The organism is Pseudomonas frederiksbergensis, assembly GCF_000802155.2.
Classification (GTDB): Bacteria; Pseudomonadota; Gammaproteobacteria; order Pseudomonadales; family Pseudomonadaceae; genus Aquipseudomonas; species Aquipseudomonas frederiksbergensis_A.
Genome location: NZ_JQGJ02000013.1, coordinates 64,646 through 90,557, shown reverse-complemented (window position 1 = coordinate 90,557; position 25,912 = coordinate 64,646). Strand labels below are relative to the sequence as shown.

Below are 25,912 nucleotides of genomic sequence, written 5' to 3'. Positions count from 1 at the left end.
CGTCGTCAATCCAGCAACCGATGCAGCTTGGCGTACTGCAACAGCATGATGGTCTTGCCGTCACAAATCTCCCCCGCCTCGATCATGCCCAGTGCCTGGTCGAGCGGCAGCTCCAACACTTCGATCTCTTCACCCTCGTCCTCAAGGCCCCCGCCTTCGTGCTGCTTGTCTTCATCGAAGTATTCACCGACAAAGAAATGGATCCGCTCAGTCACCGATCCCGGGCTCATGAACGCTTCGAAGACCTTGCGCACATCCTGGACGACATAGCCGGTTTCTTCCTGGGTTTCCTTGCGGATGCAGGTCTGCGGGTCGTCGTTGTCCAGCAGGCCGGCGCAGGTTTCGATCAGCAGGCCGTCGTGCCCATTGACGAAGGCCGGGAAGCGGAATTGCCGAGTCAACACCACCGTTTGCTTGGCCTTGCTGTACAGCAGGATGGTGGCGCCGTTGCCGCGGTCGTAGGTTTCGCGCGTCAGCTCGCGCCATTGGCCGTTTCGGCCGAGATAGTCATAGGTCGTCTTGCGCAGGATGTACCAATTATCCGAGAGCACTTCGACGTGCTTGATGCGTACACGATCCTTGATGCCGATTGCCTGTGTCATTTGCCACTCCGTTCGAGGCCAAAGGTCCCATTGAAATCTATTACAACAATACCGGCACGCGGGGCAACGCTCGTTTGTGGGCCGTCTTGAGGTAGGCGCGTTCAATGATCTGTTGCGCCTGCGGCGACACCTCTTCGCCCATCAGGTACGCATCGATCTCCTCGTAGCTGCAGCCATACGCCACTTCATCCAACTTACCGGGCGCCAGGTCTTCCAAATCGGCGGTCGGTGCCTTGCGCACCAGATGCGCGGGGGCGCCCATCGCGTCGGCCAACCATCTCACCTGGGTCTTGGTCAGCCCGGACAGCGGTGCCAAGTCACACGCGCCGTCGCCGAACTTGGTGAAGAAACCCATCACTGCTTCCGCCCCATGATCGGTTCCCACCACCAATCCGTTGCTCAGATTGGCAATGGCATATTGCGCCACCATCCGCGCCCGGGCCTTGGCGTTGCCTTTGGCAAAGTCGATGAGTTCGGCCGAGGGCTGCAAGCCATCGATGGCGATGCTGTCCATCAGCCCGTCAACACACGCGGCGATGTTGCTGGTGGTGATCAAGTCCGGCCGGATGAAGTCCAGGGAAGCCTGGGCATCCTGTTCGTCGGCCTGGGCCTTGTACGGCAGCCGGACGGCAATAAATCGCGCTGCGTAACCTTCCTCTCGCAGTTGCTCCATCGCCAATTGGCACAGGCGACCGGCGGTAAGCGAGTCGACGCCGCCACTGATCCCCAGCACCAAGGACTGGCAGCCCGACTCACGCAAGGTCTGCTTGATGAATTCAATGCGGCGGGCAATCGCCAAGGCCTCGCCACCCTGGTTGAGTTGACGGTCGATGCCCAGCTCCCGGGCGATGCGTTCTTGCGCAAGCGAAGTCATATCAGGCTCCCAATTGTGGATTGATCAGGGCAACGTTGAATACTTGGGCGGCATACCGCAGGAACGAGGCATCCTCGCAGACGTTCTTGATCGGATCGTCGGAGAACTTCACGACCGGTTCGCCGTGGACCCGCACCAGCTTCATGACGATGCTCAGCGGTTCGACGCCGTCGACATCGCAGGCCAGGCTGGTGCCCATGCCAAAACCGAACTTGGCCTTGCCACGGACATGACGCAGGATCGGCAGGCATTTTTCGAAATTCAGGCCATCGGAGAACATCAAGTCCTTGGTCCGCGCATCGACGCCCAACTCCTTGTAGCGCCCCAGCACCTTGTCAGCCCAGGCGATGGGGTCACCTGAATCCTGGCGCAGGCCGTCATAGAGCTTGGCGAAGTACAGGTCGAAATCCTTGAGGAAAAAGTCGGTGCTGATGCAGTCGGTCAAGGCGATACCGAGGCGGCCGCGATACTCACGTACCCAGTTTTCCAACGCCGCGTTCTGGCTCTCGCGCAAGCGCCCGAGTTGCTGGTGCACCATCAGCCATTGGTGAGCCATGGTGCCGATCAGCGGCAGATCGAACTCGTAAGCCAGGTGAGCGTTACTGGTGCCGACAAAGACCCCAGGGAAATCGCTGCGCATGACATTCACCACTTCACGCTGGGCCCTGAACGACAGCCGCCGCCGGGTGGAGAAATCTGAAACGCGAAACTCGGCGAGTTCTTCACGGCTGGCATTCTTCTCCAGCCATTCGAATTTCTGGTACAGCTTGCGGGTGACGTCGGCCAACTCGACTTCGGGGTACTTCTCACGGTTGCGCAGTTCGCTGACCATCGCCAATACCGGTTGCTCGAACATGATGCAGTGCAGCATCGGCCCACGGACGCGGATGTGCAGTTGGCCGTCGACTTCCGAAACGTGGATGTAGCGCAAATTGAAGCGAAACAAACCGAGAAACTGTTCGAAGTCCGGCGTCAGGTACTCACGGAAACGCTTGTTGAACAAAAACCGCTGCTCTCCCTCGCGCAGCTGCAACCCGGCGAGCTTCTCCAATTCGACACGAATGTCCGGAATCAGGTGACCGAGCCGCTCCTTGGAACGCACGATGAACTGATATTCCACCTCGACATTCGGGTGCTGGTGCAAGACCGCCTGCATCATGGTGAAGGTGTAGTAATCGGTATCCAGAAGGCTCTGGATGGTGCCGCTGTTTGTATCGAATGCACTGTCCATGTCTGTTCCCTATGCGTTTGCCTGGCGGAGGGTTTCTTCACGTGTCGCGGCAACCGCGACGCCCGCTTGCTGCATGTCGGCAATGGCTTGGATGGCCCCCTCCTCGCTGATGGCTCGGCAGGCCGGGAGGTGAATGATCACCCTGAAGCCAGCAGCCGCCAGTTGCAGGGCGGTGGTCTTGACGCAGAAGTCCAACGCCAGCCCGCCGACAATGACCTGCTCCACAGCCTGGCCTTTGAGGTACTCGATCACCCCGGTGGACAGCTTGCCGTGCAGGTCGTGGTAGCAGGCGCCGTACGGGTGCAGATCCGGCTCGACACCCTTCCAGACGAAATAGTCGTAGTCGTAGGGGGTCGGTAGCTGATCCAGCAGGGCGAAGCCTTCGGTGCCGGGAACGCAGTGGCTGACCCAGGTAATGTCGGCGTGCTCGAGCCCAGTCGGCACGAACATCTGTGTGCGATCGGCGACCACCCACGGGGCCAGGGGCGAATGAGCGTCCTTGCTGCCAATGCGGAGGCTGGCCAGGGAGGCGATGAAATTCAGCTCACCGGCAATCTGGTCACCGCCCGGCACTGGAAGCTCATCAGGGCACAGCGGCGTGAAGCTCTTTTGCGCATCGACATCGAAGGAAGCGGTTTTCCGGGTCAGGCTGTTCATGCTGGGTTTCTCCTCTTCATGGTCACGAGAGTACATAAGATGTACTTTCATAACAAGCCATTTCCAGAAATTATTTCTGATGCGCCGTTAATGCTTAGTTCTCAAAGATCAGCACGAAGCATATTTTCATCAAAAAGATTTTGCTGATAGAGTACACGTCATGTACCGAAAGAGGATGAAGCGATGTTCGAGATTGCCCTTTATGGTGGCGCCTTCAATCCCCCTCACGCCGGTCACGCCCAGGTGATGATCGAGGCCTCACGCCAGGCCAGGCGCGTGCTGGTGGCCCCCAGCTTCCGGCATCCATACGGCAAGCAAATGGTCGACTATGACGTTCGCCTGAACTGGCTGGAATCGATCGTCGAGAACGTCCAGCCACTGTGCTGCGCCGAAGTGCGTGCGAGCCGGGTGGAGCAGGTCGTCGCCCGTGGCGTCGAAGGCGCCATCTACAGCTACACCCTGCTCGCTCACCTCGCCGACAGCCTGGCCCTGGACGGCAAGCGGATCGCGTTGGTGGTGGGCCAGGATGTCGCGGATCTGTTGCCGACGTTCTATCGCGGCCAGGAATTGCTGGAGCGATTTTCCATCCTTCGCGTGGAGGAAAAGATCCACGTGCGCAGTACGGTGGTTCGCGAACGACTGGCGTTGGGCGAGCCGCTGCCCATCGACTGGATGGCACCCGGCATGAACCCGTTAAACTATGACCTTTACGCTACCCACGGAAATCGACATGCCCACTAGCACAGCCCCTGCGCGCGGTTATCTGCACACCATCGACCTCTGTGTGCTGCGCTTTTGCCGGGAGACCCAGGCGCTGGAAATCCTCCTGAACCGACGGGAAGCCGAGCCGTTCGCCGGCCATTGGGCGCTGCCCGGGATCGTGGTCAATGGTGACGTCGAAGACCTCACGCTGAACGACGCCGTGGAGCGCCTGCGCAATTCAAGCAAAGTCGGCATGCCACTGGCCTGGATCGAACAAGTCGGCACCGTCGGCGACGCGTTCCGCGATCCGCGCTGCTGGTCGTCCTCGACGTTCTACCTGGCGATTGTCAGCGAAGCGGTCCAGCTCGCCGAACACCAAGGATTCTTCTCCCTCAAGGACGTCGCTGACGCCTCGATCAAACTCCCTTTCGATCACAACAGCCTGGTGGCCACGGTCCAGGAACGGTTGCTGTCCAAAGCCCTCTACAGCAGCCTGCCGCTGATGTTCCTTGGCCCGGAATTCAGTGCGCCGGAAGCGGTGGGCATTTTCTCCGTGGTGCTCGATCGGCCGGTGCTCAAGACCAGCATGCGCCAGCGTTTGCTGAAGATGACCGAGGCGGGTTATCTGCAGGAAACCGGCCGCAAAAAAGCCGGCGACGGCGGACGCCCGCAACGCACGGTGGAAAATCTCAAACCGGCCAGCGTTTATCTTTTTGATCGGTGTTTTCTGGAGTAGCGTTTAGCGGGCAAGGGCGAATGCTGGCGCTATCCGCTCCTGCTCGCTAGCGGCAATCCCCAGATAGCGCGCAACCTTGGGCCACTTCCTGACGACGCCCTGGAACCTCTCGATGTCCAGCATTCAGCGGGGAGACCAGTAACGGCCGATTCGATCACTCCGGCCCAGCAGTAAAGACCTTGCCAGGGTTCATCAGCCCCGCCGGGTCCAGCGTGCGTTTGATGGCACGCATCAGCTCCATTTCCAGAGGATCCTTGAAGCGGACCGCCGCGTCGGGTTTGGCTTGCCCAAGTCCATGTTCAGCGCTGATGCTGCCATTGAAGGTACTCGTCATCCGGTAGATGACTTGCATGATCGCCTGTTCGCGGGCCTTGAACGAGGCGTCTTCATCGCCGACCGGCTTGCTGATGTTGTAGTGCAGGTTGCCGTCGCCCATGTGGCCATAGGAAACGATGCGCACACCCGGGAAGTCCTGTTGCAGGGCTTTGTCTGTGCGTTCGATGAATTCGGGTATGCGGCTCACGGGCACGCTGATGTCGTGCTTGAGGCTGGGACCTTCGTGATTCTGCGCCTCGGAAATACCTTCGCGCAGCGCCCACAATGCGGCGGCCTGCGCCTGGCTGCCGGCCAAAACTGCGTCGATGACCCAACCGCGTTCGAAGGCATGGGCCAGTCCGTTTTCCAGCAACGCAGCCAAGGGGGCGTCGGAGACCGTGTCGCGCAGTTCTATCAAGGCGTACCAAGGGTGCTTCGATTCCAGGGGATCCGTGCAACCGGCCACATGGTCCAGGACGAAATCCAGGCTCAGGCGCGACATCATCTCGAAGCCCGTCAGGCGGTCCGCGCACAAGCTGCGCACATGGCCGATCAAGTCCACCGCCGCTTGTGGCGAGGGCAGCGCGACCCAGGCTGTCGCCGTGCTGTGGGTTGCTGGAAACAGCTTCAGCACCGCCGCGGTGATGATGCCCAGCGAGCCCTCCGAGCCAATGAACAAATGCTTGAGATCGTAGCCGGTGTTGTCCTTGCGCAGCCCACGCAAACCGTTCCAGATTCGTCCATCCGGCAGGACCACCTCAAGCCCGAGGGTCAGCTCGCGCATGTTGCCGTAGCGCAGCACCGCCGTGCCGCCGGCGTTGGTCGCCAGATTGCCGCCCACCGTGCAACTGCCCTCCGCTCCCAGCGACAAGGGGAACAGACGACCGGCCTGGCTGGCGGCTTCCTGTAGGTGCTGCAGAATCACCCCGGCCTCGACCGTGATGGTTTCATTGGCCAGGTCAATTTCACGGATGCGTTTCATGCGCGTCAAAGACAACACTACCTGGCTGCCGGAAGCATCCGGAATCGAGCCACCGCACAAACCGGTATTGCCGCCCTGGGGCACCAGCGCCACCCTGGCCTCGTGGCAAAGCCGCACCACTGCGGCCACCTCCTCGGTCGTGGCGGGCCGGACCACCAACGCGGCCTGGCCTTGGTAGGCGTTGCGCCAGTCGGTGAGATAACTGGCCATGAGGGCCGGATCGCGCACTACGCCCGCAGCGCCGACCACCTGCTCGATGCTGTGGATAAACTCAGCACTCAACGCCATGCCGGGCTCCTCGTCGACCTGATCACGGGCGCCGCCCGATCTCGATCTGGTCCGCCGTCCATCCCGCCACGCGTTCGCTCAAGGACAGCCCAAGGCCAGGCCGCGTAGGCACCAGCATTCTTCCGTCACGGGTTTCCATGCGTTCGTTGAACAACGGCTCCAGCCATTCGAAATGTTCGACCCACGGCTCGCGACTGTAGGTGGCGGCCAGATGGATGTGCAGTTCCATGGCAAAATGTGGCGCAATCATCAGCCCCGCTTGTTCGGCCGCTGCCTGCACTTTCAGGTAAGGCGTGATGCCGCCGACACGCGGTGCATCGGGCATCAGGTAATCGGCGGCGCGCAGTTTGATGAATTCCCAGTGCTCGGCGACGCTGGTGAGCATTTCGCCGGTGGCGATCGGCGTGTCGAATTGCTGGGCGAGCGCGGCATGACCTTCGGCGTCGTAGCAGTCCAGCGGTTCCTCGATCCAGACCAGGTTGTATTGTTCCAACTGGCGGCACATGCGCTGCGCGGTGGGTCGGTCCCATTGCTGGTTGGCGTCGACCATCAAGGGGAAACCATCCCCCAAGTGTTTGCGAATGGTGCTGACCCGGTGCAGATCCAGCGCCTGGTCAGGCTGGCCGACCTTGAGCTTGATGCCACCGATACCCTTCTCCCGAGAGATGTCCGTATTGATCATCAGTTGATCAAGCGGCGTGTGCAGGAATCCACCCGACGTGTTGTAGCACTGGACAGAATCGCGATGGGCGCCCAGCAAACGCGCCAGGGAAAGATTGGCCCGCTTGGCTTTCAAGTCCCAGAGGGCGACATCGAATGCACCGATCGCCTGAGTCGCCAGGCCGCTGCGCCCCACCGAGGCACCCGCCCAGCAGAGCTTGTCCCAGAGCTTGGCAATGTCGCTGGGGTTTTCGCCGATGAGGCTGGGGGCGAGTTCCTGGGCATGGGCAAACTGCCCAGGGCCACCGGCGCGCTTGGAATAGCTGAACCCCAGGCCACGGTGACCGTCCCTGGTTTCGATTTCCACAAACAGCATGGCGATTTCGGTCATGGGTTTTTGCCGACCGGTCAGCACCTTGGCGTCGCTGATGGGGTTGGCCAATGGCAGGAAAACCGAGGCCACGCGCACCCAGGCAATGCGGTCCTCGTCGGCGGAAGACAGTTGAGGCTTGTCTTGCATGGCTATGCTCCGAACGTTTGGGTTCTGCTGCTGCAACACAGGCGCGTTGCAGCAGCCGATGCGATGGGCTAGCTGCGCATCAATTCAATGGCCGCACTTTTACGGTTGCGAATGACCGTCACCAGGTGCCAGGAGATGGACGCGGCGGCCAGGATGAGGAAACCCGCCGAGATGGGATTGGTCAGGAAGCCGCCGAAGTTGCCATCGGACAGCATCAACCCGCGGCGCAAGTTGGTTTCGGCCATCGGACCGAGGATGAAACCGATGATGAACGGCGCAATCGGCAACCCGGCCTTGACGAACCCGTACCCCAGCAAGCCAAACAGCAGCACCGCCCAGACGTCGAATATCCGGCTGTTCAGGCCAAAGGCGCCGACCACACAGAGCACCAGGATAATCGGCAGCAGGATGTGCTTGGGCACCGCCAACAGTTTGATGAACATGCGCAGGCCATAGAACTCCAGCACCAGCATGAGCACCGAAGCGAGGATAAGCGCGGCGAAAATCGAGTAGACCAGAGGCGCCTGGCTGATGAACAGCAGCGGCCCGGGCTGGAGGCCGTGGATCATGAAACCGCCGAGCATGACCGCCGTGGTGGTATCACCGGGAATGCCTAGCGTCAGCAATGGAATCATCGCTCCGCCAATGCCGGCATTGTTTGCCGTCTCGCTGGCGACCACACCGTCGATCTTGCCCTTGCCGAATTCTTCAGGGGTTTTGGAGCGCTTCTTGGCCACGATGTAGGAAACGATATTCGACGTACCGGCACCGATACCGGGCAGGATACCGATGCCCAGGCCAATCACGGACGAACGGGTGGCGTTGGGCAACTGGCCGATGAACTCCTTGATCGAAAAACCAAAACCTTTCACACCTTTCATGCTGATGTGCTGAGGTCTGGCCCGGTGGCTCAGGCGCGCGCTCTCGGCGAACTTCAACACTTCGGCGACGGCGAACATGCCGATCATGACCGTGAGCATGGCGAAGCCGCCATTGAGGCTCGGCAGGTCAAAGGTAAAGCGACGGATGGCCTCGACCGGGGCGATCCCCACGGTGGAGAAGGCAAAACCCAGGGCGCCGGCAAACAAACCTTTGACCAGCGAGCCGGTGGACAACGTGGCGATCAACGTCAGCGAGAAAATCGCAATAGAGAAATATTCGTGCGGGCCGAAGCTCAGGGCCAGTTCCGCCAGGATCGGGGCGATGAACATCAGCGCCGCGATACTGAAGATCGTGCCGAGGAACGAGAACACCACGCCAATCCCAAGGGCCTTCACTCCATGGCCTTGCTGCATCAGTGGCCAGCCATCGAACGTCGTCGCGATGGAGGCCGGCGTTCCCGGTATGTTGAGCAATATCGCCGATATCAGCCCTCCCGAGGTGGCGCCAACGAACAACGCCACCAACAGCGCCAGGCCAGGACCGGGCCCCATCGAGTAAGTCAGCGGCAAGCACAGTGCGATCGCCATGGTGGCCGAGAGGCCGGGCACCGCTCCAAAAACGATCCCCACCGCAACGCCGAGGGTGATCAACAGAAAAACGTAGGGTGTCAGTACGGCTGCGAAGCCTGTTTGCATGAGCTCAATCATGGCCGTCCCCTAGAAATCCAATAAACCGACAGGCAGGAGCAAGTCGAAGCCATGACGAAAGATGTAAAAAATCAGGACAGCCGAAACAACCGCGATCAGCGTGTATCGCAGGTGCTTGACCTTTTCGTCCGCCGGGGTCAATACGATGAACTGGGCATAGAGATAGAGCGCAGTGGTGATCAAAAAACCCACCGGTTCCATCAGCGCCGTGTAAAGCAGCACCAATGCCAGGGATTTGATGACAGTTGGGTAATCGATCGCCTCGGGCTTTTCCGCAGGTTCGGCACTTTTGTCCGGCAGTTTCCGCCAGGCCCATAACTGCAACGCACCCAACAGGCACAGCGCGACGGCGAGAACCAACGGTACAAACGCGGCATCGACCGTCCCGCGACGCGGCAGGTTCAGGGTCAATACCAGATAAGCGATGCCGGCGCCGAGCATGGCCAGGCCGGCGATCAGCTCGTTTCTCTTATAGGAATCCATACAGGCTCCTCTTGCTTGGAAGGACGGGCGTCGGGTGCTAGCCAGCGCGGCACGCACCCGAACCGTTACGCAAAATTATTTGGCTTTACGCATCTCGTCCTTGAACTGCATGAAGCTGTCGCGGGTTTTGTTCAACGTGGCGATCGCTTCTTCGGTGCCTTGGAAGCTGACCGGCTGCTTGAAGGACTTTTTCAGCTCCTCGGCGTACTCAGGCTCTTCGGTGATTTTCTTCATGGTGTCGGCCATCTTCTTGACGATGGCGGGGTCGGTGCCTTTCGGAAAGGCGACGACGTAAGGCTTGTCCAGCACCAGGTCCACGCCTTGCTCCTTGAACGTCTTGACGTCGCCCAGCAGCGCATTGCGCTCGGCGTTAGGCTGGCCCAGGGCAGACATCTTGCCGCTGGAGATGTAATCCTGGACCGAGCCATAGCTGATCGCACCGAGGTCGATGCGCTTGCCCAGCAAGGCAACGATTTTTTCCGAGACGGTGCCGCTGTCGACCATTTTCAGTTTCACGCCGGCGAGCTTCTCGAACATCAAGCCTTGCAGATGAGAGAAGTTACCCATCTCGGTGCCGTAGGTGATAGTGCCGGGCTTGGCCTTGGCTTTTTCAATCAATTGGTCGAGGCTGTCGATGCCCGAGCTTTTCGCCGAGACGAACACCGCGCCCTTGTCGATGCCAGCGATGCAGGAAATATCGAACGCATCGAAACGGTCTTCGGACAGCCCCGCCACCTCGTTGACGATCAACTGGCCGGTGTGGGTAAACAGGATGGTGTTGCCATCGGGCGCTGCGCTCTTGACCGCATCGGCGGCGATGGTGCCGCCCCCGCCGGCCATGTTGGTAACGACCATGGCCTTGCCGGTCACCTTGGTGAAGTACTTGGCCATCATCCGTGCGTTGAAATCAGTGTCACCGCCGGCGTTGGCGATTACCACGACCTGTACCGGACGACTTGGCCAGTCGACGGCTTCGGCCGCCATTGCACTGCCGGCGGTCAGGCTCAGAAACGAGGCGATTAAAGAGGCGCAGAGTGTTTTCTTCATTATTGTTCTCCGGGTGCTGCGATTCATTGTGTGGTTGAGGTTGCGCGAGAAACGGACATACCCAGTGCTAACGCCTGATGGAACAGGCGAAGGCGCTTGGATGTGAAAAACGAGGCGTTCTGTAGTAGCTGCGAGCCCGCGTGGGCCATTTCGGACAGGAAAGAAAGCGTTCGGCGCACGGCGCTAAAGCGTGACATCGAAGGACTGCATACCCTTTGGGCGGTAAATGCAGAAAACATGACTGCACCTTTCATTTTTATTATTTTCTTATGTCATACGTTGTCGTATGACTTGATATCAACACCTCTGCTCCCTGTTGTCAACGCAGTTGTTCCGGACCTACCACGAATGCGACGAACAGGACCGGGTAAAAACCGAATCGAGTCATTGCGCTGATCCTCAAAAGGAAACGCCGTTTAACGTGCGCCCATAAAAAAACCCCCTGGAGTCAGGGGGTTGGTTCGGGAAGAGCTGAGCTCCGGACCGTCTCGCCGGGTGGTTACCAACAACATAGTTTGACACAGCCCCTCAAGTAAACCGGGGGCTGTAGGATGATCCGGGATCCACACAACAGCAACATAGATTGACACAGGCGCGTCACATTTCAAATACGGTGCTCGATTGGTAACAACATAGATTGACACAACAGCGTCGGCGTTCATTCATGCCGAAACGCTATGTGAGCGCGACTTGGCACTTACCCGTTTGGAATAGAGTTTTTCAGCACAGGCTTAGTGCGGTGTCTAAATCTGTGCGCAACCTTCGGCCGGCCCCCATCAGCACGTAAACGGTGTTTTTTGTTAGAAACAAGCAGTCGTGGATGTAGGAAACACCCAGTGTCGTTTTGACCCAATCACCAGATGCGAAGCGGCCTTTACTGTCTTGGATAACGGTCGAAGCGTAAACGAGAGCAGGAATTAGCTCTCTATCCGTAATGGCTTTCCGCTGACTTGTTGTGACGGCGAGATCCAATATCGCCCAATCAGTAACAAGACAATAGGCACGGGAAGGGAAATGCAGGCGGGCGAGCGCTACAGCATCTGGGGTGGTGAGTTCGCATCCGTCTATTTTCTCACCATCAGAAAGCACTGAAATATAATCTGCCAAATTCATGACTACCTCCTGCCGATCAAAAAACCGATTCGAACGAGAAGCTCAAAATGACATGCCCTCCGACACTTGAATCAGCATTTCTTCGACTAGATGTGTGCCAAAGGTTGTAGCGACCATCGATGACGGACTTTCTCCCAAAAAGCGGGCTTTGGGTTTGGATAGCCATTGTTTGGCCTTAACTTTGTCACCGAAGATCACCTCGGCCATGGCGGTTATATGTACAAACCGGAAAAGGCGATCGCTCTCAGGCAGCGTTAAAAGATGATTGGCTGACAATCTTGTTTTTAGGGTTTTGGGGTGAATGATTCTGTCGCGCTCTTCGTCGCTTAAGGTTCCATCATCACAAAGCATTTTGATCAGGCTGACCGAGAAGCCAGCTACTATCATGTCGTGAATGTCCAGATCCGAGGCATTGACAGAGATATGAAGAAGCCTCTCCAGACGCATGCGATATGCATGATAGGCATCCTGACGCAGGACGCCAGAAACCATGGGCCGCACTGATGTTGCGTTGTGCACGGGCGTTAGCACTAATGTGCCATTCGCTACCGTTAGCTCCAGGTCGTCCCCAATACCTAACCTCATTTGGTCAAGCAACTCTTGAGGCAGATCGATGATGATGTCGCCAGTGCCGTCCTTAGTTTTTTGGCACTTGACTATCCAACGCTCGTTTTCACTCATGATCGTCCGGCCCTCATCCGCCATCAGAATGACACACATCATTATGCTTGGGCGCAGAGCTGACCAAAGGAATCGGCGATCCGCTGACCGACAGGCACTGCCGCTGCTCGAACGCCGGATAGCGAGTGAAAGGGCAAAAATGGGTCAACGGCAATACCTGCCTTTCCACCTTCACATGGCTAAGCCTGAGCGTGATCAGGTAACTACACGAAAGGATATGACATGCACCCTGATGAGCTTTATGTTTCCGTCGATGTCGAGACGTCTGGGCCTATACCAGGCGAATACAGTCTGCTTTCCATTGGAGCGTGTCTTGTAGCCCAACCTGAAACGTCCATCTATCTTGAACTACGACCTGACAGTCCGAAACACGACCCCGAAGCGCTGGCAGTATCGGGGCTGAGTTTGGAGAAGCTGGAGCGCGATGGCCTCGCTCCGCAACAGGCGATGCTGGCATTTGATAAGTGGCTGAAATCGTCCTGCAAAACGGGGCAAAAGGTCATTTTCGTAGGACTCAATGCACCGTTTGACTGGTCATTCGTCAACTATTACTTCCACAAATACTTGGATACCAACCCCTTTGGTTTTACCGCTATCGACATGAAGGCCTACTTCATGGGAGCTGTAGGTTGCAGCTGGCAGGAAACAAAATCATCCAAGATGACCGCTGCGCTGAAGCCACTCAGCGAACCGAACCATAACGCATTGGATGATGCTCGCTTTCAGGCAGAGCTCTTCGCGCTGATGCTGGCGGGTAAAGGTAACCGCTGACGTGCCTCCCATGGCACCGACTTGAAGCTTATCTAAGCCAGGTTGCCTCAACATATCTGCCGCCCCTGAACGACCAAGCCTTGATGCCTTCTGGTTTTTCGGACTTGCCAACGATAACGGCTATTGGGTGCGGCAGATCCTGCGTGTAACGCGCAGCAAATCTGGAGAAACTTCCTATGTCTGCCGGAGAAATCACCGGAACAGATTGGGGATGCGTATGCCAATAGCCCACCAGACGTAACCCTTGTTCGTTGGCAGCTTGGATCTCCTGACGGCACCGCTCCGCATCCAACTCTAGCCAAGACCAGCCTGACCGATCGGCGCGATGAGGCAACGTGGCCACGGCCAGCAGCAACCCTTTCGGATTAACCGGGTTGACGAATAACTGTCCCCCTCGCTCCACGCCAAAAAGGCCCTGCCGATGACTATCCAAGATGTCCGCGACAGCTTGCGACACCAATAGCTCGGAATCCACCTCCGCCCATCGCCAGCGCCAAGCGATATCCGTCATACCATTTCATCCTTAGGTTCCGGCCATCCGCGCTCGAGTAGGAGTTGCTGCGCCCCCTCTGGCAGTTTGGGCCCACGGTATTGGCCTCCTAGGCTCGGCACATCTTCAGGCCTGTAGATACTGCTGACCCAAGATGCAGTGGCAATGTTGCCGGTCAATGCGCGTAAAGCCGTGTGCGACACCATAGAGGCAATATTGGTCATCCCCAGTGATCCGCCTGGAATAAAGCTCTCCCCACACGCCGGCAGTGGAACCACACCGCCTCCCGGCCACTCTGTAAACTTATGAAGAAAATCGCCGATGTTCGTGAATAAATGACGGCCATCAAAGGTACCGGCTGGTGCGAATAGCGCGTGGCCTACCTGGGTATACGGTTCGCTCCAGGCTTGTAAAAGTCCCCAAGAAGCGCCGCTGGATTTGGCTCGCCATACAGTGACCTCCGACTGCCAGTCTGCTGTCGTGATCACCACAAGATCTGCGTTATCGAACACTTCTGGTTTGCTGCTCATCACTACTTCGGCGAAAGTCGAATAAGCGGTGCACTCTGTAGTCGGAAGATCTAACAGAATCTTGTCCCTCAACGCTGAGGCTTTCAGCCTCCCTAGGCTATCCGCTCCCAGAACGTGCCTACCCAGATTGGCTGACACCAGAGTGTCAGGATCGATGAGGGTAAGGTGGCCAACACCGGAGCGTGCCAATTGTATTGCCACCGCACTGCCTAGCGAGCCAACACCAACGCAAACTACCCGAGCATTTTCGAGGCGCTGTGCTGTGCCGCTTATATCGCGGGACAGAATGGACGCTCGATCAAGCACGTCCAGGGTAGTTGCTCGGACGAGCGCCGGTGGATGTGCATTTGCGATAGCTGGCCGGCGCCGCGCTGTACGCAGGCCAAACTTTGCCCCCCGCTCCTGCTGTACGCCGAGCGAGCGTACATTTAGGCAATATGTTGGAGCATCTGCCCCTCCTGGAAGCTCCAGAACAATCCATCGACTCGCCAACGTTCCATTCAGCTCAAACCATGCCAGCAATTGCTCGGCATCGTCGGGTTTAAGGTGGGGCGTTAGCCACGGCAATAAATCTTCTGGATCCGGGGTGCGGATATCCGGATAAGTCTGAAGCTTGACGTAAAAACCGGGAGTTTCGGCCGCGCGAATGACAGCGGAACGCCCGACAACCCGTCGGTAATGCCCTTTGAGTGCAGCTACGTTCGATGCTAACCAAACCGTTTCCTGACCGGATGGCACAGCCCGGCGCGGATCGCTGAGCGCAAACAACTGCGAGGCAGCCTGAGGTCGATCCAACAGTAAGAGGTTCTGGAATGACTGACCGTGCTGAAAAGACCAGTAGGTAGTGATCTCATTCTGAAATTCGATATCGCGCGTTGCCTGGCTTGATCCCATCTTGGACAACGAAACGATCTGTGCCAAGCGAGCAAGGCTGTCCTCTACCACAACCTCCGAGGAACCCATGATGGGGCGCTCCTGAAAGCCATGAAGGCAAAGCCCCGACTTGGTGGCATGCGGCCAAACCAGCCATGGAGAGGGTTCGACGTTCAGCCGCAAAAGCCCACGGGGAAAGTTGGAGGGGAAACCAATACGCAGTCGCCGCTCCTGCCCCGTGTAATCGATGGGCAAGGGAAAGTGAAAGGACGCCGCTTCGTCAGCCCGCATGGGTGCGGGCTGGAGCAATGCATCGGCAGCGTCCTGACCTAGGGCATTTCGCAGTGCGACGATTCCGCGCTGCAATGGCGTCGTAATAGGATCAGCCAAGGCGTCCAACTGGCTTTACGCTCGACTGAGACGTTCCGCCACCGCTGGCCCCTCCGAAGAGCGAACCCATCGAAGCAGAGTTTCGAGTAGTGCCATCCGGTCGGCCGGGCATGGTCCAATTCGCAGGGATCTCATTGTTCACTGCCGTAATGAGCGCCGGTGCAATACCGAAATTCTTTTTCACTGCCTCGGCGAAGGAATCGTTGGATTCAAAACTTTCCAAACCCAGAGACACAGATGCACTGGCGTCCGCATGCCACTTGGCAAATGCTTGGCGATAACCTTGTCCCTCGCCCGGTCGATTCCACTTCTCTGCAAAGTTTTCGCCGTTATCGGCAGGGTTGCAGACAAAGCAATCGCTACCTCTTTGCGCGATGTGCTGCGGCATTCTGCGAACGATTTCCAAAATTGCATCGAGCGGCGCCAAGGGCTTCGACTGCGATTCCTTCACGACATCCAGGTATGCGTGAGTCGCCAAAGTGGTTATGACAGCGGATATGGGGCGAGTATCAGCGCTCCTTGTGTTGATGGCCCATTCATCGCGATGCCGCTTGAGCAGTTTTATGGTCGCACGCAGGGGATCTTGATCGATGTAATCCTGATAATGCGGCAAAGGATCTTGTGTCGCGGCATCGAGCATCCGCTGGCTTTTGGCAATTACCAAGCTTTCAAGAGAGATTTCCTGGGCAGAGGCAACCTGTAACCAATTCGAGTAAGGGATAGGGCTGCTTGCTTTCCACCCTGTGACCCGATCCGGAACCTCCAGCTTACCCTCGCCGTTTGCTTCGCCATTTCCGTTGATCGCGCGGGCAGGTGTGACATCAATGTGGAAACCTGGATTTTCGTCGGCATAAACGATCCGGATGCCACGACGTAATTGCTTAACTTCTTCTTGAACGCGGGAGCCCTCCCTAAAACGCTGCTCAATCACTTCTAGAACTTCCTTCGCACTAGCGCCTTGAGCGTGAGGGAGCCAGATAATCGCGTCCGCATCAATGGTGTCCAGATCCGCAGGCGCACCGGGGATTGGCTTGATGGTCGTTTTCAGCCGCATCGAGCCTTGAACGAAGATATGGGCCTCAGCGAGCAGCGGGTTGTCGGATGCCGAGAGGATTTTTTCCAGTTGGGAGTAGCGGTCATTGATTTTTTCGTACTGCGCTTCCGACAGCGAGATTTCCCGCGCGGCGCGAAGCAGAAAATATTCCCAACTGCTGCGCTTGGTCTGTTCGTTGCTCAATAGCATCTACCTAGCCTCCTGGGCCACCGAGCCCAATTGCAGTGTTTGCGTAAACCGATCTTGGTTTTCTTTGTCCCGATCGAAGATCAGGTACGTATGTTGGTGCTGCGTTGTGAGCAACGCGCCAAACTCGATGGCCAATGCAGCAGGAATAGCGGCGAAGACGTGGATAGGGGTAGGAGTCAGAGCTTCAAGCTGGCTCAGTCGTATTTGAAGTGCGTCACGAAAGGCATGAATCACCCGACGGTTTTGTACCATCGCATAGCTTGGCTCTGGGATCGACAGCTCTGCTATACGTGCACCGGGCAGAGCGTCGATCACGTCTCGAACTGGAACTTGCGCAGAAATGGAGAGCACTAGCGCCAGTGGCCCGTCGCCGTCGGAGGGAGGTGTAAACAAAAAAACGGGCGGCTCAGCGGACTGATCGGGCCAGCGCAAAAGATGCTCGCGATGAAAGGAGAAGATCAAGCGCTTGGAACGGTCGCCGATACTCTGGCCCAACATCATCAAAGCCGGAATGTCGGCCAAGCCTACCACTGCTAGCGCGGGCGAGTCTCCATAGGTGCCGCCGCGACGCTTGAGTTGCTGCTCCAGCTCATACTGGACACTGTCTTTGATGTTCTGCCAATAGGTCGCGTCCCTACCTCGCGGTCCGGGTGCAGGGAAAGTGATTTTGATGCCTTGATCGAAGGCGATAAATCCCTCAGCAGACATCGCAGTCAACAGATCGCGAACGGGAATATCGGTGACAGTCTGGAAATGCTGACTCTGGACGATGAGAGGAATGGCTCTGCCACCATCGGGGGTCGTTGCGGCGAGTCGGATGCGTTCCATGTACGCTTGGTGTAAACCACTCAAATCATTTTCAGGGTAACCATCTGCGTCACGATCAATTTTGTCATGACAGCCTGGGCACAGGAGCATCAGGTTAGCGGTATCGTTGGTATGCGCCTCAGCGTCATGATCTGCGCGGCCCCGAGGCCCCTTCGGACTGGCGGGTAGGATATGCGCCACTTCGCCCCATTTCATCGGTTTGCCGGCACGATAGTCGAACGTTAGATCTGTACCACACAGTTCACAATGACCAGCGGCCTGTATCCACACGATCCGCTTCGTCTCATCATTCGTGTTAAAGCGCCCGCTCGCGACTTTAGCGTCTTCTTGCTCTGCCATTTCGACCTACCCCCGAGAAACATCCATGAAAAAAACGATGATGGCCAGATAAAATCATCTTAAGGTCATTCACCCCAAATACAAGAAAGATCTGAGAGTGGCGGAGGCTGAATCGTCTTAAGCACCAAGGTCGTATTTGACCCCAACGGAAGGGGGAATGGCGGCGCCGTTTTATGGTAAATGCGACTTATTAAGAGCGCTGACCACAGCGTATGTACTGAAATTAGCGAGTTTATGTGAAAGAGATAAACTCGCTAATTTGCGTACACGTCTCTTCAGTGATCGCACAATTCCTGTCTTAAGCTTGTCTGCTCCGTCTTAGAATATACCGAAGAGGTGATCTCGTACCCTCGAGCCCCATAGCTAGGAAAAGCGAAGCAGCCGGTATGCGCGCCGTTTGAAAATGCATCAGTCGCTCTTTCCGGCCGTTCAGAGATGTCAGCCAATGGCTGTAAGCATGAAGCTTAGGCATTGGTCGAGTAACGATTTGAGCCGTTCCCAGCCATGGATAAGCTTAGATGATTTCGTATCTAGTACGTACATGTCGCTCGGGGAGGACTCGTCGCTAGCCGCTGGCAAGCCATGGTTCGTGTCCCTCCCACCTACGAAGTAAGCGTAATACATTCTGGATTACCAACAGGCTCCCACCTCACCGCGAATACAGCCACCCACGTATTGGCTCGGCGGACATCATTAGCTTCGCAGTTGCGTCAAAAAAGGCGTTTCGTTGGACCGATACGATCTGAGCGCAGATTGCGTGTGAATACCCGGTGCGCTGCGGATCATAAGGCTCCCATGAACGTTAAGGTAGCAAACAAGATCTGCACATCAGCTGACACGCGCTCCAAATAAAGGCAATTTTAAAAAAGCAGATTTACATTACAAAATTGTAATTTTCTGATCATGTCCACGTTATCTCCAGATTGCAACGATACAGCTCGGCGACGATGCGGGAGGCACATCCTGCTTTCTGTAAACAATAATTCCAGCCGAAGAGCTTTCTAGTTCTGCCGAACCTAAGGAGTGATGTATGAATAACAACACGAAATTTTCGATGGCCGCGTTGGCGATCGTTGTCAGTTCTGGCCCGTCCACGGTATTTGCGGAAGAAAAGGCCGAAGGATTTGTGGAAGGCAGCAGCCTTACTGTTCTCAACCGAAACTATTACTTCAATCGTGATCATCGCAACGGCCAATCGAGTGCAACGGGCAACGGTTACTCCGAGGCCTGGGCACATGCCATCATTAGTAAATTCGAGTCCGGGTTTACTCAGGGCACTGTGGGTGTCGGTGTTGACGCGTTCGCCATGATCGGATTGAAACTCGACACAGGTGACGGGCGTAATGGTGGCCGTAGTTCGTTCGATGTACTACCGGTCAATAGTGATGGGCAGGCTAGAGACGAATATACTAAAATTGGAGGTGCAGCAAAAATTCGCGCCTTTGACACGGTAGTAAAGGTCGGCGACGTATTCCCATCTAACCCAGTCGTTGCCGCTGGTGACTCCAGACTTCTACCAGAAAGTTTCACAGGCGTAACGGCGACAAACACCAGCTTTGACGGATTGACTGTTCAGGCGGGCCGCCTTCACGCTATGAGCCAGCCAACTTCCAGCAATATGCGCGACAATTTCGCGACATTTTATGCCGGACCTGTTAATTCACCGTGGGTCGGCTACTTTGGCGGTGACTACAATCTGAACAAGAATGTGATCGTTAGCCTCTACTCCAGCCGCCTTAAAGACGCCTGGAATCAATATTATGCCGGCACGGGATTAAACTATTCGCTTTCGGATGAACTCTCCGTATTCGGCGGCTTGAACTACTACAAAGCCGTCGACGAAGGCAAAAAATTGCTAGGTGAATTCAACAATAATATTTGGAGTGCTAAAGTCGGCGTGAAGTATGGCGCACACTCTGTCGCATTGTCTCACCAACGAAACAATGGTAACGACGACTTCGACTACCTCCGCCAATCGGATTCCATTTTTCTCGACAACTCAATCCAATACAGCGATTTCAACTCGCCTAAAGAGCGTTCATGGATGGTCCGATACGACTTGGATATGACGACATATGGCGTGCCAGGACTGTCGTTTATGACACGTTACGCCCGTGGCACCGATGCCGATTACTCCAACGCTAATGGAACCTACATGCGACGGGATGCAGAGGGAAATCCGCTGACCGATCAGAAACGCTGGGAACGCGATATTGAGGTGAAATATGTCGTTCAGACCGGATCTTTGAAGGACATGTCTTTCCGCCTGCGCCAAGCAAACACTCGTGCTACAGCGTTTGAATCTGACCTTGATGAAGTACGTGTGATTGTTGAGTATCCATTAGCTGTCATGTGACATCGAACGGGATGACTCGCTGTGCGAGCGTCCCGTCCTTCGAAAAGTTACAGAAATGTCATTTTTCAATCATCTTCACGTTAGGTTATGTTTTTTATACTTATCGTGAGTTGATAGAATCTTAGCTAGCGCATCTGGCTGGGGTTCTATGGATGAGTAGCTAGATTGTGAAAATCCAAACTCAATGCTGTTCAGTTGTCATATCCATTCACCTTTGGAAGCTCCTTTGCTCCTTTGGTAAGGTGAATTTTGAGACGCCCTTCGGGGCGTCTTTTTTTGCCTTTCAGAACTCGAACAAACAAAAACGCCCGACACCTTTGACTAACGAAGCGGGTCGCGCGTTTAATTGTCATATAACAGCGCAGGTATTAACCGCCTCGCCTACGGCAGTCTCCAGCTACAGTGTAAGTGATCGTGTTTAGTTGCCCTACGGAGTCTTCATAAGTCATTGCGGCCGGCACTACTGCGCAGATTTTCGCAGGCCGCACCACACTGATCACCTTTACCACATCCACCTTCATTCCATATTCATATCGCTTCGGTACCGGCGCGCTTTTTCCTTGGCTGACTGCGTACTTCTCCATAGCTTTGGTGTTGGCAGCCATCATTTTTTCGAAAGCCTTATCTCCTCCCCCCTCTGCAAACACGCTTGACGAGACAGCTAAAACTCCGAACAAAGCTAAAATGTTGATAGATTTCATATTCAGCACCTCAACTAATACAGTCAAGATAATATCAGGCTAATGATTGCGACCGGGTGGCGCTAAAATTACAAGTATGTAATCAAACCGGCAAAAAAAACCCGCCACTAGGAGCCTAGGGGCGGGCTGATTCCAAACTGCATGGCTACGCTTACTTAGCCTTCTCATTCTTTTCGTCACTTGACACCACTGAGGCATTTTTTCCTTGTTTCGCCACATACTTCTCCATTGCCAGATCTTTTGCCGCCATCATCTTCTCGAATGTTCTGTCTCCACCGCCTTCCGCCATAGCGAATGAAGAAAGGGCCAAAGCGCCCGCAACAGCAAAGATTTTAGTAAGTTTCATTCTGACACCTCATATAGATAACGCTATTAGGGTATCAATGCGAACCTATCATCACGGTGGCGCTCAGATTACATATTCGTAATCGTTCCTGGTATAAAAAACCCGCTGATGAACAACCGCAGCGGGCTCAAAACCAAAAGAACTATTGGGTTGTTATTCTCCCTTCTGCGGGTTCATCTTCATCGTGGCGGTGCACCCATTGATAGAGCGCAGGCAGTATTAACAGCGTTAATGCAGTCGAGGACAGGATGCCCCCAATCACAACGGTGGCCAGTGGTCGTTGAACCTCTGCCCCGGTGCCAGTGGCCAGAGCCATAGGTATAAAGCCGAGGGAAGCCACCAAAGCTGTCATCAATACCGGACGAAGCCGCGTGAGGGCTCCTTCATTGATAGCAGAATTTAACGAATACCCCCGCTCTCGAAGATTGCGAATGAACGCTATCATCACCAAACCGTTCAGCACCGCAACCCCCGACAAAGCAATGAAACCAACACCCGCCGAGATCGATAGCGGGATGTCACGTAGCCACAAAGCCATGACCCCTCCAGTCAACGCGAATGGAATACCGGTGAATACCAGGAGGCCGTCCTTGAGATTGTTGAACATCATGAAAAGCAGGGCAAATACAAGGAGCAGGGCCACCGGGACAACGATTTGGAGACGTTTCGCAGCCGACTGGAGTTGCTCAAATTGCCCACCCCAGTTAGTCCAATAACCAGCCGGCACCTGTACCTCTCGATCAATAGCGCTGCTGGCCTCTTGAACAAAAGAGCCTATATCCCGACCTCGCACGTTAGCGCTTACGATTACCAGACGCTTACCATTTTCGCGACTGACCTGGTTCGGCCCAAGCACCAGATCGAGAGTTGCCACTTCTGAGAGGGCAATAAAACCAATCTGTTCTGCATTGCCATTGACCAGCGCCGGTACTGGAATCAGCAACGTAGACAACCCTTCAATGTCCTTGCGCATGGCATCGGATAAACGCACAACCATATCGAAACGACGGTCTCCTTCATACATCGTACCCGCTTGGCGACCACCAACCGCTACCGCTATGGTGTCCTGTACATCACCAACATTCAGGCCATAACGCGCGGCCTTGTCACGGTCGATGTTAATGGTAAGTACTGGTAGCCCTGTGGTCTGCTCGACTTTGACCTCTGAAGCTCCTTCGACCTTCTGCATAGAGGCAGCGATTTTCGCAGCTGTGCTGTTAAGCACTACCATGTCATCACCGAAGACCTTAACGGCTACGTCACTGCGCACGCCTGATATCAGCTCGTTGAAACGCAATTGAATTGGCTGCGAAAGCTCATAGTTGCTGCCGGGCATCGCGGCCGTAGCCTTTTGAATATCCGCGACTAACTCATCCCGGGATTTGTTCGGGTCAGGCCATTGATCCTTAGGCTTAAGCATCACATAGCTGTCAGAGATATTCGGCGGCATTGGATCGGAGGCAATCTCTGCGGTACCGGTACGAGCAAAAACTCGCTCGACTTCAGGCACTTTTGCCAGCACTAGCTTTTCCAAACGCTGCTGCATTTCTACCGATTGCGTCAGACTGGTGCCCGGCACGCGTAGTGCTTGCAGGGCAAAATCCCCTTCGCTGAGGCTCGGTACAAACTCACTTCCCATTCGACTGGCGACAACCCCGCACACTGCAATGAGGCCTAGTGCCATGGCAAAGGCTACTGATCGGTGGTTCATGACCCAATCCAGCGCAGGTGCATACATCCGACGCGCGCCACGCATGATCACGTTCTCTTGTTCCTTGACCTTGCCAGTTACGAACATGGCAATCGCCGCAGGAACAAAGGTAACGGACAGCAGCATGGCGCCCAGCAGGGCAATTACGACTGTAAACGCCATGGGGTGGAACATTTTCCCTTCAACACCGGTCAGGGCAAAAATCGGGAGATACACGACCATGATGATCAACTGACCGAAAATCAATGGGCGGCGCGCTTCCTTTGCCGCTGCAAACACTTCATGCATCCGTTCGGAACGTGTGAGGATACGTCCATGGTGCTGTTGTGCATGAGCCAAGCGCCGGATCGCGTTTTCGACAATCACCACCGCTCCGTCAACAATGATGCCGAAGTCCAACGCGCCGAGACTCATCAGGTTGGCGCTGACTTTGTTGGTGAACATACCGGTGAATGTGAACAGCATGGCCAAAGGAATAACCATGGCAGTGATCAATGCGGCGCGAATGTTGCCCAAGAACAGGAACAGAATTGCGATGACCAGGATCGCACCTTCAATCAGGTTCTTTTTGACCGTGGCAATCGCCTTGTCCACGAGATTGGTACGGTCGTATACCGTGACCGCCACCACCCCCTCAGGTAGTGACCGATTGACTTGCTCCAGTTTGGCGGCAACGGCCTGAGAGACGGTTCGGCTATTTTCACCGATCAACATGAACACAGTGCCAAGCACGACTTCACGACCGTTTTCGGTAGCGGCCCCCGTGCGCAGCTCACGGCCGATATCAACTGTTGCCACATTCTTGATGCGGATCGGCGTGCCATCGACGTTGGCCATCACGATGTTGGCAATGTCGTCGGTGGTTGCCACCTGCCCGGGAGCACGAATCAGGAGTTGTTCACCACTGCGTTCAATGTATCCGGCACCGACGTTGGCATTATTCCGTTCCAGCGCCGTCACAAGATCAGTCAGAGTCAGCTTGTACGCCGCCAAGCGTTTTGGATCGGGAGCAATTTGATATTCTTTGGCGAAACCACCAATGGTGTTGATTTCGGCGACGCCGGGAACGTTGCGCAACTGAGGTTTGATAATCCAATCCTGGATCACCCTCAAGTCGGTCGGGGTGTAAGGGCTGCCGTCCTCTTTAACGGCGCCTTCTTTTGCCTCGACTGTCCAGAGGAAAATCTCACCCAGGCCGGTAGAGATCGGCCCCATGACCGCTTCCACGCCCTCGGGTAATTGCTCCTTGGCCACCTGCAGTCGCTCATTGACCAATTGCCGGGCGAAAAACAGGTCGGTGCCTTCCTTGAATATCACGGTGACTTGCGACAGACCTGAGCGTGAGAGCGAACGCGTTTGCTCAAGAGCTGGCAAGCCGGCCATGGCGGTTTCGATGGGGAAGGTGATTCGCTGTTCTGTCTCCAGTGGCGAGAAACCTGCGGCACCCGTGTTGATCTGCACCTGGACGTTTGTAATGTCGGGTACTGCGTCGATCGGAAGTTTCTGATAGCTGGCGATGCCGAGGCCAGCCATGAGAAGAACCGCGAGCAGCACGATGATGCGTTGCTCGATTGCAAATTGGATCAGGCGTTCGAACATAAGAACCTTCTCGTGGAAATGGCGGATCAGTGGGAGTGTTCAGCCGAGGCTTTACCCAGCTCTGATTTCAGAATGAAGCTGCCGGCAGCAGCGACTTGAACACCGGGCTCCAGGCCCTCTGTGATCTCAACCAGACCCGCCGCACGACTGCCTATTTCCACCGGCTGCGCCTTAAATCCGTCATCAGTTCGAACGAAAACTGTCGGTTTATCCTCGACCGTCTGGATCGCCACTTCTGGCACCGCGACTTTCGTCTGCCGGGTATCGGTATCTACCAGCACGGTAACGAACAGTCCGGGACGCCAGGCGCCTTTCGGATTGGGTAGGGTCACGCGGACCGTGGCGGTACGGGTCTGCTCGCCCAACAAACTTCCTACGTAGGCCACGGTGCCGGTGACTTCGGCACTTAACTCTGGGGCATTGACGGTGACGGACTTGCCCACCAGCACCTTGTTCAAATCCTTGGGGGAGACGCCAAAAGTTACCCACACACGCGACAAGTCCGAGAGAGTGAAGGCATTGGTGGTTTCACTGACAACCTCACCAAGGCCCAAGTGTTTCTCAACCACGACGCCATCGAACGGCGCACGCAGCTCATACCGGTTGCCGCCGCTGGCTACCGAGCTGCCACTGAGTACGCTGATTTTTTGACGGGCATTGCTGAGGGCGATTTCAGCTTCTTGCAGAGCCTGACGGGCTTGAAGGAAATCTTGTTCGGCAGAGATTTTGTCTTGCCATAACTGTCGCTCACGCTCGTAGGTGGTACGCGCCAACTCCAGACGACGTTGCGCTGCGGCTTGCTCACTACGCTGATCAGAAATTTGCTGGCTGGCGATCACGGCTAGTAGCTGGCCTTTTTTCACCGGCTGGCCAAGATTGACATGTACCGACTCGACGACGCCAGGCACTCGGGGCACGACATGGGAAGTCCGGTCGTCATCGAACCGGACTTCTCCTGGGAAGGGCAATGACAGGCTGATGCTGTGTGCCTTTGCTTCGGCCAACTGGATGCCAGCCGCGCTAATCTGCTCCTCGCTAAGTGTCAGGTGACCTTCCTCCTCTTCGCCCTCGGCATGTTCGCCTACAGCTGTTGACCCACCGGCATCCTTGTTGCCGTCGTCATCGTGGCCATGCTCCTCATGAGGCTGAGCTTCGGCGGACGGTGCAGACGTTTTACCAACCCAGAATGAGCCGATTCCCATGCCCACCGTCAGGGTCAGCGCGATCACAAAGATTTGTTTTTTATCCATGGAAA

At 56.0% G+C, this 25,912-nt stretch carries 23 protein-coding genes; 4 read left to right on the top strand and 19 right to left on the bottom strand.

Annotated elements, in window-relative coordinates:
• Positions 1-5 precede the first annotated feature (5 nt).
• The 4 genes from nudK to JZ00_RS21405 are packed head-to-tail and all read right to left on the bottom strand — an operon-like array spanning position 6 to position 3,364.
• On the bottom strand, positions 6-602 hold the full coding sequence (nudK, locus tag JZ00_RS21420) for a GDP-mannose pyrophosphatase NudK (RefSeq protein WP_039593209.1): 597 nt from the start codon (positions 600-602) through the stop codon (positions 6-8).
• A 40-nt stretch (positions 603-642) separates the two neighbouring features.
• Positions 643-1,476 (bottom strand): ammonia-dependent NAD(+) synthetase, encoded by an 834-nt coding sequence (nadE, locus tag JZ00_RS21415; RefSeq protein ID WP_039593208.1) that lies wholly within the window; start codon positions 1,474-1,476, stop codon positions 643-645.
• A gap of 1 nt (position 1,477) precedes the next feature.
• On the bottom strand, positions 1,478-2,707 hold the full coding sequence (gene pncB, locus JZ00_RS21410) for a nicotinate phosphoribosyltransferase (RefSeq protein ID WP_039593207.1): 1,230 nt from the start codon (positions 2,705-2,707) through the stop codon (positions 1,478-1,480).
• 9 nt (positions 2,708-2,716) lie between these two features.
• Positions 2,717-3,364, bottom strand: coding sequence for a nicotinamidase (locus tag JZ00_RS21405; RefSeq protein ID WP_039593206.1), 648 nt, complete (start codon positions 3,362-3,364; stop codon positions 2,717-2,719).
• Positions 3,365-3,547: 183 nt separating this feature from the next.
• Between JZ00_RS21405 and JZ00_RS21400 the strand changes: the two genes are divergently transcribed.
• Both JZ00_RS21400 and JZ00_RS21395 read left to right on the top strand, forming a co-directional pair.
• On the top strand, positions 3,548-4,105 hold the full coding sequence (locus tag JZ00_RS21400; RefSeq protein ID WP_039593205.1) for an adenylyltransferase/cytidyltransferase family protein: 558 nt from the start codon (positions 3,548-3,550) through the stop codon (positions 4,103-4,105).
• On the top strand, positions 4,095-4,802 hold the full coding sequence (locus JZ00_RS21395; protein WP_039593204.1) for an NUDIX hydrolase: 708 nt from the start codon (positions 4,095-4,097) through the stop codon (positions 4,800-4,802). The genes JZ00_RS21400 and JZ00_RS21395 overlap by 11 nt, the downstream gene beginning before the upstream one ends.
• Before the next feature lie 154 nt (positions 4,803-4,956).
• Here the strand turns inward: JZ00_RS21395 and JZ00_RS21390 are convergent, their stop codons facing one another.
• From JZ00_RS21390 to JZ00_RS21360, 7 genes are all read right to left on the bottom strand, one after another.
• Complete coding sequence (locus tag JZ00_RS21390; protein WP_039593203.1) at positions 4,957-6,387, bottom strand: FAD-binding oxidoreductase; 1,431 nt, start codon at positions 6,385-6,387, stop codon at positions 4,957-4,959.
• Between the two features lie 22 nt (positions 6,388-6,409).
• Positions 6,410-7,567, bottom strand: a complete 1,158-nt coding sequence (locus JZ00_RS21385; protein ID WP_039593202.1) for an L-talarate/galactarate dehydratase — start codon at positions 7,565-7,567, stop codon at positions 6,410-6,412.
• A 68-nt stretch (positions 7,568-7,635) separates the two neighbouring features.
• Positions 7,636-9,156 (bottom strand): tripartite tricarboxylate transporter permease, encoded by a 1,521-nt coding sequence (locus JZ00_RS21380; protein WP_039593201.1) that lies wholly within the window; start codon positions 9,154-9,156, stop codon positions 7,636-7,638.
• Between the two features lie 9 nt (positions 9,157-9,165).
• Complete coding sequence (locus JZ00_RS21375; RefSeq protein WP_039593200.1) at positions 9,166-9,639, bottom strand: tripartite tricarboxylate transporter TctB family protein; 474 nt, start codon at positions 9,637-9,639, stop codon at positions 9,166-9,168.
• 75 nt (positions 9,640-9,714) lie between these two features.
• Positions 9,715-10,686 carry a tripartite tricarboxylate transporter substrate binding protein gene (locus JZ00_RS21370; RefSeq protein WP_039593199.1) on the bottom strand — a complete coding sequence of 324 codons (972 nt, stop codon included), beginning with the start codon at positions 10,684-10,686 and terminating at the stop codon, positions 9,715-9,717.
• Positions 10,687-11,406: 720 nt separating this feature from the next.
• Complete coding sequence (locus JZ00_RS21365; RefSeq protein ID WP_024014887.1) at positions 11,407-11,799, bottom strand: DUF6957 family protein; 393 nt, start codon at positions 11,797-11,799, stop codon at positions 11,407-11,409.
• A gap of 42 nt (positions 11,800-11,841) precedes the next feature.
• Positions 11,842-12,480 carry an antitoxin Xre/MbcA/ParS toxin-binding domain-containing protein gene (locus JZ00_RS21360; protein WP_230383555.1) on the bottom strand — a complete coding sequence of 213 codons (639 nt, stop codon included), beginning with the start codon at positions 12,478-12,480 and terminating at the stop codon, positions 11,842-11,844.
• Between the two features lie 222 nt (positions 12,481-12,702).
• On the opposite strand from JZ00_RS21360, the gene JZ00_RS21355 reads away from it, so the two are divergent.
• Positions 12,703-13,251, top strand: a complete 549-nt coding sequence (locus JZ00_RS21355) for a 3'-5' exonuclease (protein ID WP_024014889.1) — start codon at positions 12,703-12,705, stop codon at positions 13,249-13,251.
• A 28-nt stretch (positions 13,252-13,279) separates the two neighbouring features.
• On the opposite strand, the gene JZ00_RS21350 is transcribed toward JZ00_RS21355, so the two are convergent.
• The 4 genes from JZ00_RS21350 to JZ00_RS21335 are packed head-to-tail and all read right to left on the bottom strand — an operon-like array spanning position 13,280 to position 17,944.
• Positions 13,280-13,762 (bottom strand): Mov34/MPN/PAD-1 family protein, encoded by a 483-nt coding sequence (locus JZ00_RS21350; protein ID WP_024014890.1) that lies wholly within the window; start codon positions 13,760-13,762, stop codon positions 13,280-13,282.
• Positions 13,759-15,543 carry a ThiF family adenylyltransferase gene (locus tag JZ00_RS21345; protein WP_024014891.1) on the bottom strand — a complete coding sequence of 595 codons (1,785 nt, stop codon included), beginning with the start codon at positions 15,541-15,543 and terminating at the stop codon, positions 13,759-13,761. The genes JZ00_RS21350 and JZ00_RS21345 overlap by 4 nt, the downstream gene beginning before the upstream one ends.
• On the bottom strand, positions 15,527-16,777 hold the full coding sequence (locus JZ00_RS21340; protein WP_024014892.1) for a nucleotidyltransferase domain-containing protein: 1,251 nt from the start codon (positions 16,775-16,777) through the stop codon (positions 15,527-15,529). Before JZ00_RS21340 ends, JZ00_RS21345 begins: the two co-directional genes overlap by 17 nt.
• Positions 16,778-17,944 (bottom strand): SAVED domain-containing protein, encoded by a 1,167-nt coding sequence (locus JZ00_RS21335; protein WP_024014893.1) that lies wholly within the window; start codon positions 17,942-17,944, stop codon positions 16,778-16,780.
• A 1,030-nt stretch (positions 17,945-18,974) separates the two neighbouring features.
• Here JZ00_RS21335 and JZ00_RS21330 point away from each other — a divergent pair.
• Positions 18,975-20,300, top strand: coding sequence for an OprD family porin (locus tag JZ00_RS21330; RefSeq protein ID WP_024014894.1), 1,326 nt, complete (start codon positions 18,975-18,977; stop codon positions 20,298-20,300).
• A 368-nt stretch (positions 20,301-20,668) separates the two neighbouring features.
• On the opposite strand, the gene JZ00_RS21325 is transcribed toward JZ00_RS21330, so the two are convergent.
• The 4 genes from JZ00_RS21325 to JZ00_RS21310 all read right to left on the bottom strand — a co-directional run bounded on the left by JZ00_RS21325 (position 20,669) and on the right by JZ00_RS21310 (position 25,907).
• Entirely contained in the window at positions 20,669-21,001 is a 333-nt protein-coding gene (locus JZ00_RS21325; RefSeq protein ID WP_024014895.1) for a DUF2790 domain-containing protein, read from the bottom strand.
• Positions 21,002-21,152: 151 nt separating this feature from the next.
• Positions 21,153-21,347 carry a co-regulatory protein PtrA N-terminal domain-containing protein gene (locus tag JZ00_RS21320; protein WP_024014896.1) on the bottom strand — a complete coding sequence of 65 codons (195 nt, stop codon included), beginning with the start codon at positions 21,345-21,347 and terminating at the stop codon, positions 21,153-21,155.
• Between the two features lie 142 nt (positions 21,348-21,489).
• Positions 21,490-24,657, bottom strand: coding sequence for a CusA/CzcA family heavy metal efflux RND transporter (locus tag JZ00_RS21315; RefSeq protein ID WP_024014897.1), 3,168 nt, complete (start codon positions 24,655-24,657; stop codon positions 21,490-21,492).
• A gap of 26 nt (positions 24,658-24,683) precedes the next feature.
• On the bottom strand, positions 24,684-25,907 hold the full coding sequence (locus JZ00_RS21310) for an efflux RND transporter periplasmic adaptor subunit (protein ID WP_024014898.1): 1,224 nt from the start codon (positions 25,905-25,907) through the stop codon (positions 24,684-24,686).
• Positions 25,908-25,912: the final 5 nt, after the last annotated feature.

Excerpts from the sequence above, each read along its gene's own strand:
- nudK (WP_039593209.1), bottom strand. The coding sequence starts at position 602 with ATGACACAGGCAATCGGCATCAAGGATCGTGTACGCATCAAGCACGTC.
- nadE (WP_039593208.1), bottom strand. The coding sequence starts at position 1,476 with ATGACTTCGCTTGCGCAAGAACGCATCGCCCGGGAGCTGGGCATCGAC.
- pncB (WP_039593207.1), bottom strand. The coding sequence starts at position 2,707 with ATGGACAGTGCATTCGATACAAACAGCGGCACCATCCAGAGCCTTCTG.
- JZ00_RS21405 (WP_039593206.1), bottom strand. The coding sequence starts at position 3,364 with ATGAACAGCCTGACCCGGAAAACCGCTTCCTTCGATGTCGATGCGCAA.
- JZ00_RS21400 (WP_039593205.1), top strand. The coding sequence starts at position 3,548 with ATGTTCGAGATTGCCCTTTATGGTGGCGCCTTCAATCCCCCTCACGCC.
- JZ00_RS21395 (WP_039593204.1), top strand. The coding sequence starts at position 4,095 with ATGCCCACTAGCACAGCCCCTGCGCGCGGTTATCTGCACACCATCGAC.
- JZ00_RS21390 (WP_039593203.1), bottom strand. The coding sequence starts at position 6,387 with ATGGCGTTGAGTGCTGAGTTTATCCACAGCATCGAGCAGGTGGTCGGC.
- JZ00_RS21385 (WP_039593202.1), bottom strand. The coding sequence starts at position 7,567 with ATGCAAGACAAGCCTCAACTGTCTTCCGCCGACGAGGACCGCATTGCC.
- JZ00_RS21380 (WP_039593201.1), bottom strand. The coding sequence starts at position 9,156 with ATGATTGAGCTCATGCAAACAGGCTTCGCAGCCGTACTGACACCCTAC.
- JZ00_RS21375 (WP_039593200.1), bottom strand. The coding sequence starts at position 9,639 with ATGGATTCCTATAAGAGAAACGAGCTGATCGCCGGCCTGGCCATGCTC.
- JZ00_RS21370 (WP_039593199.1), bottom strand. The coding sequence starts at position 10,686 with ATGAAGAAAACACTCTGCGCCTCTTTAATCGCCTCGTTTCTGAGCCTG.
- JZ00_RS21365 (WP_024014887.1), bottom strand. The coding sequence starts at position 11,799 with ATGAATTTGGCAGATTATATTTCAGTGCTTTCTGATGGTGAGAAAATA.
- JZ00_RS21360 (WP_230383555.1), bottom strand. The coding sequence starts at position 12,480 with ATGAGTGAAAACGAGCGTTGGATAGTCAAGTGCCAAAAAACTAAGGAC.
- JZ00_RS21355 (WP_024014889.1), top strand. The coding sequence starts at position 12,703 with ATGCACCCTGATGAGCTTTATGTTTCCGTCGATGTCGAGACGTCTGGG.
- JZ00_RS21350 (WP_024014890.1), bottom strand. The coding sequence starts at position 13,762 with ATGACGGATATCGCTTGGCGCTGGCGATGGGCGGAGGTGGATTCCGAG.
- JZ00_RS21340 (WP_024014892.1), bottom strand. The coding sequence starts at position 16,777 with ATGCTATTGAGCAACGAACAGACCAAGCGCAGCAGTTGGGAATATTTT.
- JZ00_RS21335 (WP_024014893.1), bottom strand. The coding sequence starts at position 17,944 with ATGGCAGAGCAAGAAGACGCTAAAGTCGCGAGCGGGCGCTTTAACACG.
- JZ00_RS21330 (WP_024014894.1), top strand. The coding sequence starts at position 18,975 with ATGAATAACAACACGAAATTTTCGATGGCCGCGTTGGCGATCGTTGTC.
- JZ00_RS21325 (WP_024014895.1), bottom strand. The coding sequence starts at position 21,001 with ATGAAATCTATCAACATTTTAGCTTTGTTCGGAGTTTTAGCTGTCTCG.
- JZ00_RS21320 (WP_024014896.1), bottom strand. The coding sequence starts at position 21,347 with ATGAAACTTACTAAAATCTTTGCTGTTGCGGGCGCTTTGGCCCTTTCT.
- JZ00_RS21315 (WP_024014897.1), bottom strand. The coding sequence starts at position 24,657 with ATGTTCGAACGCCTGATCCAATTTGCAATCGAGCAACGCATCATCGTG.
- JZ00_RS21310 (WP_024014898.1), bottom strand. The coding sequence starts at position 25,907 with ATGGATAAAAAACAAATCTTTGTGATCGCGCTGACCCTGACGGTGGGC.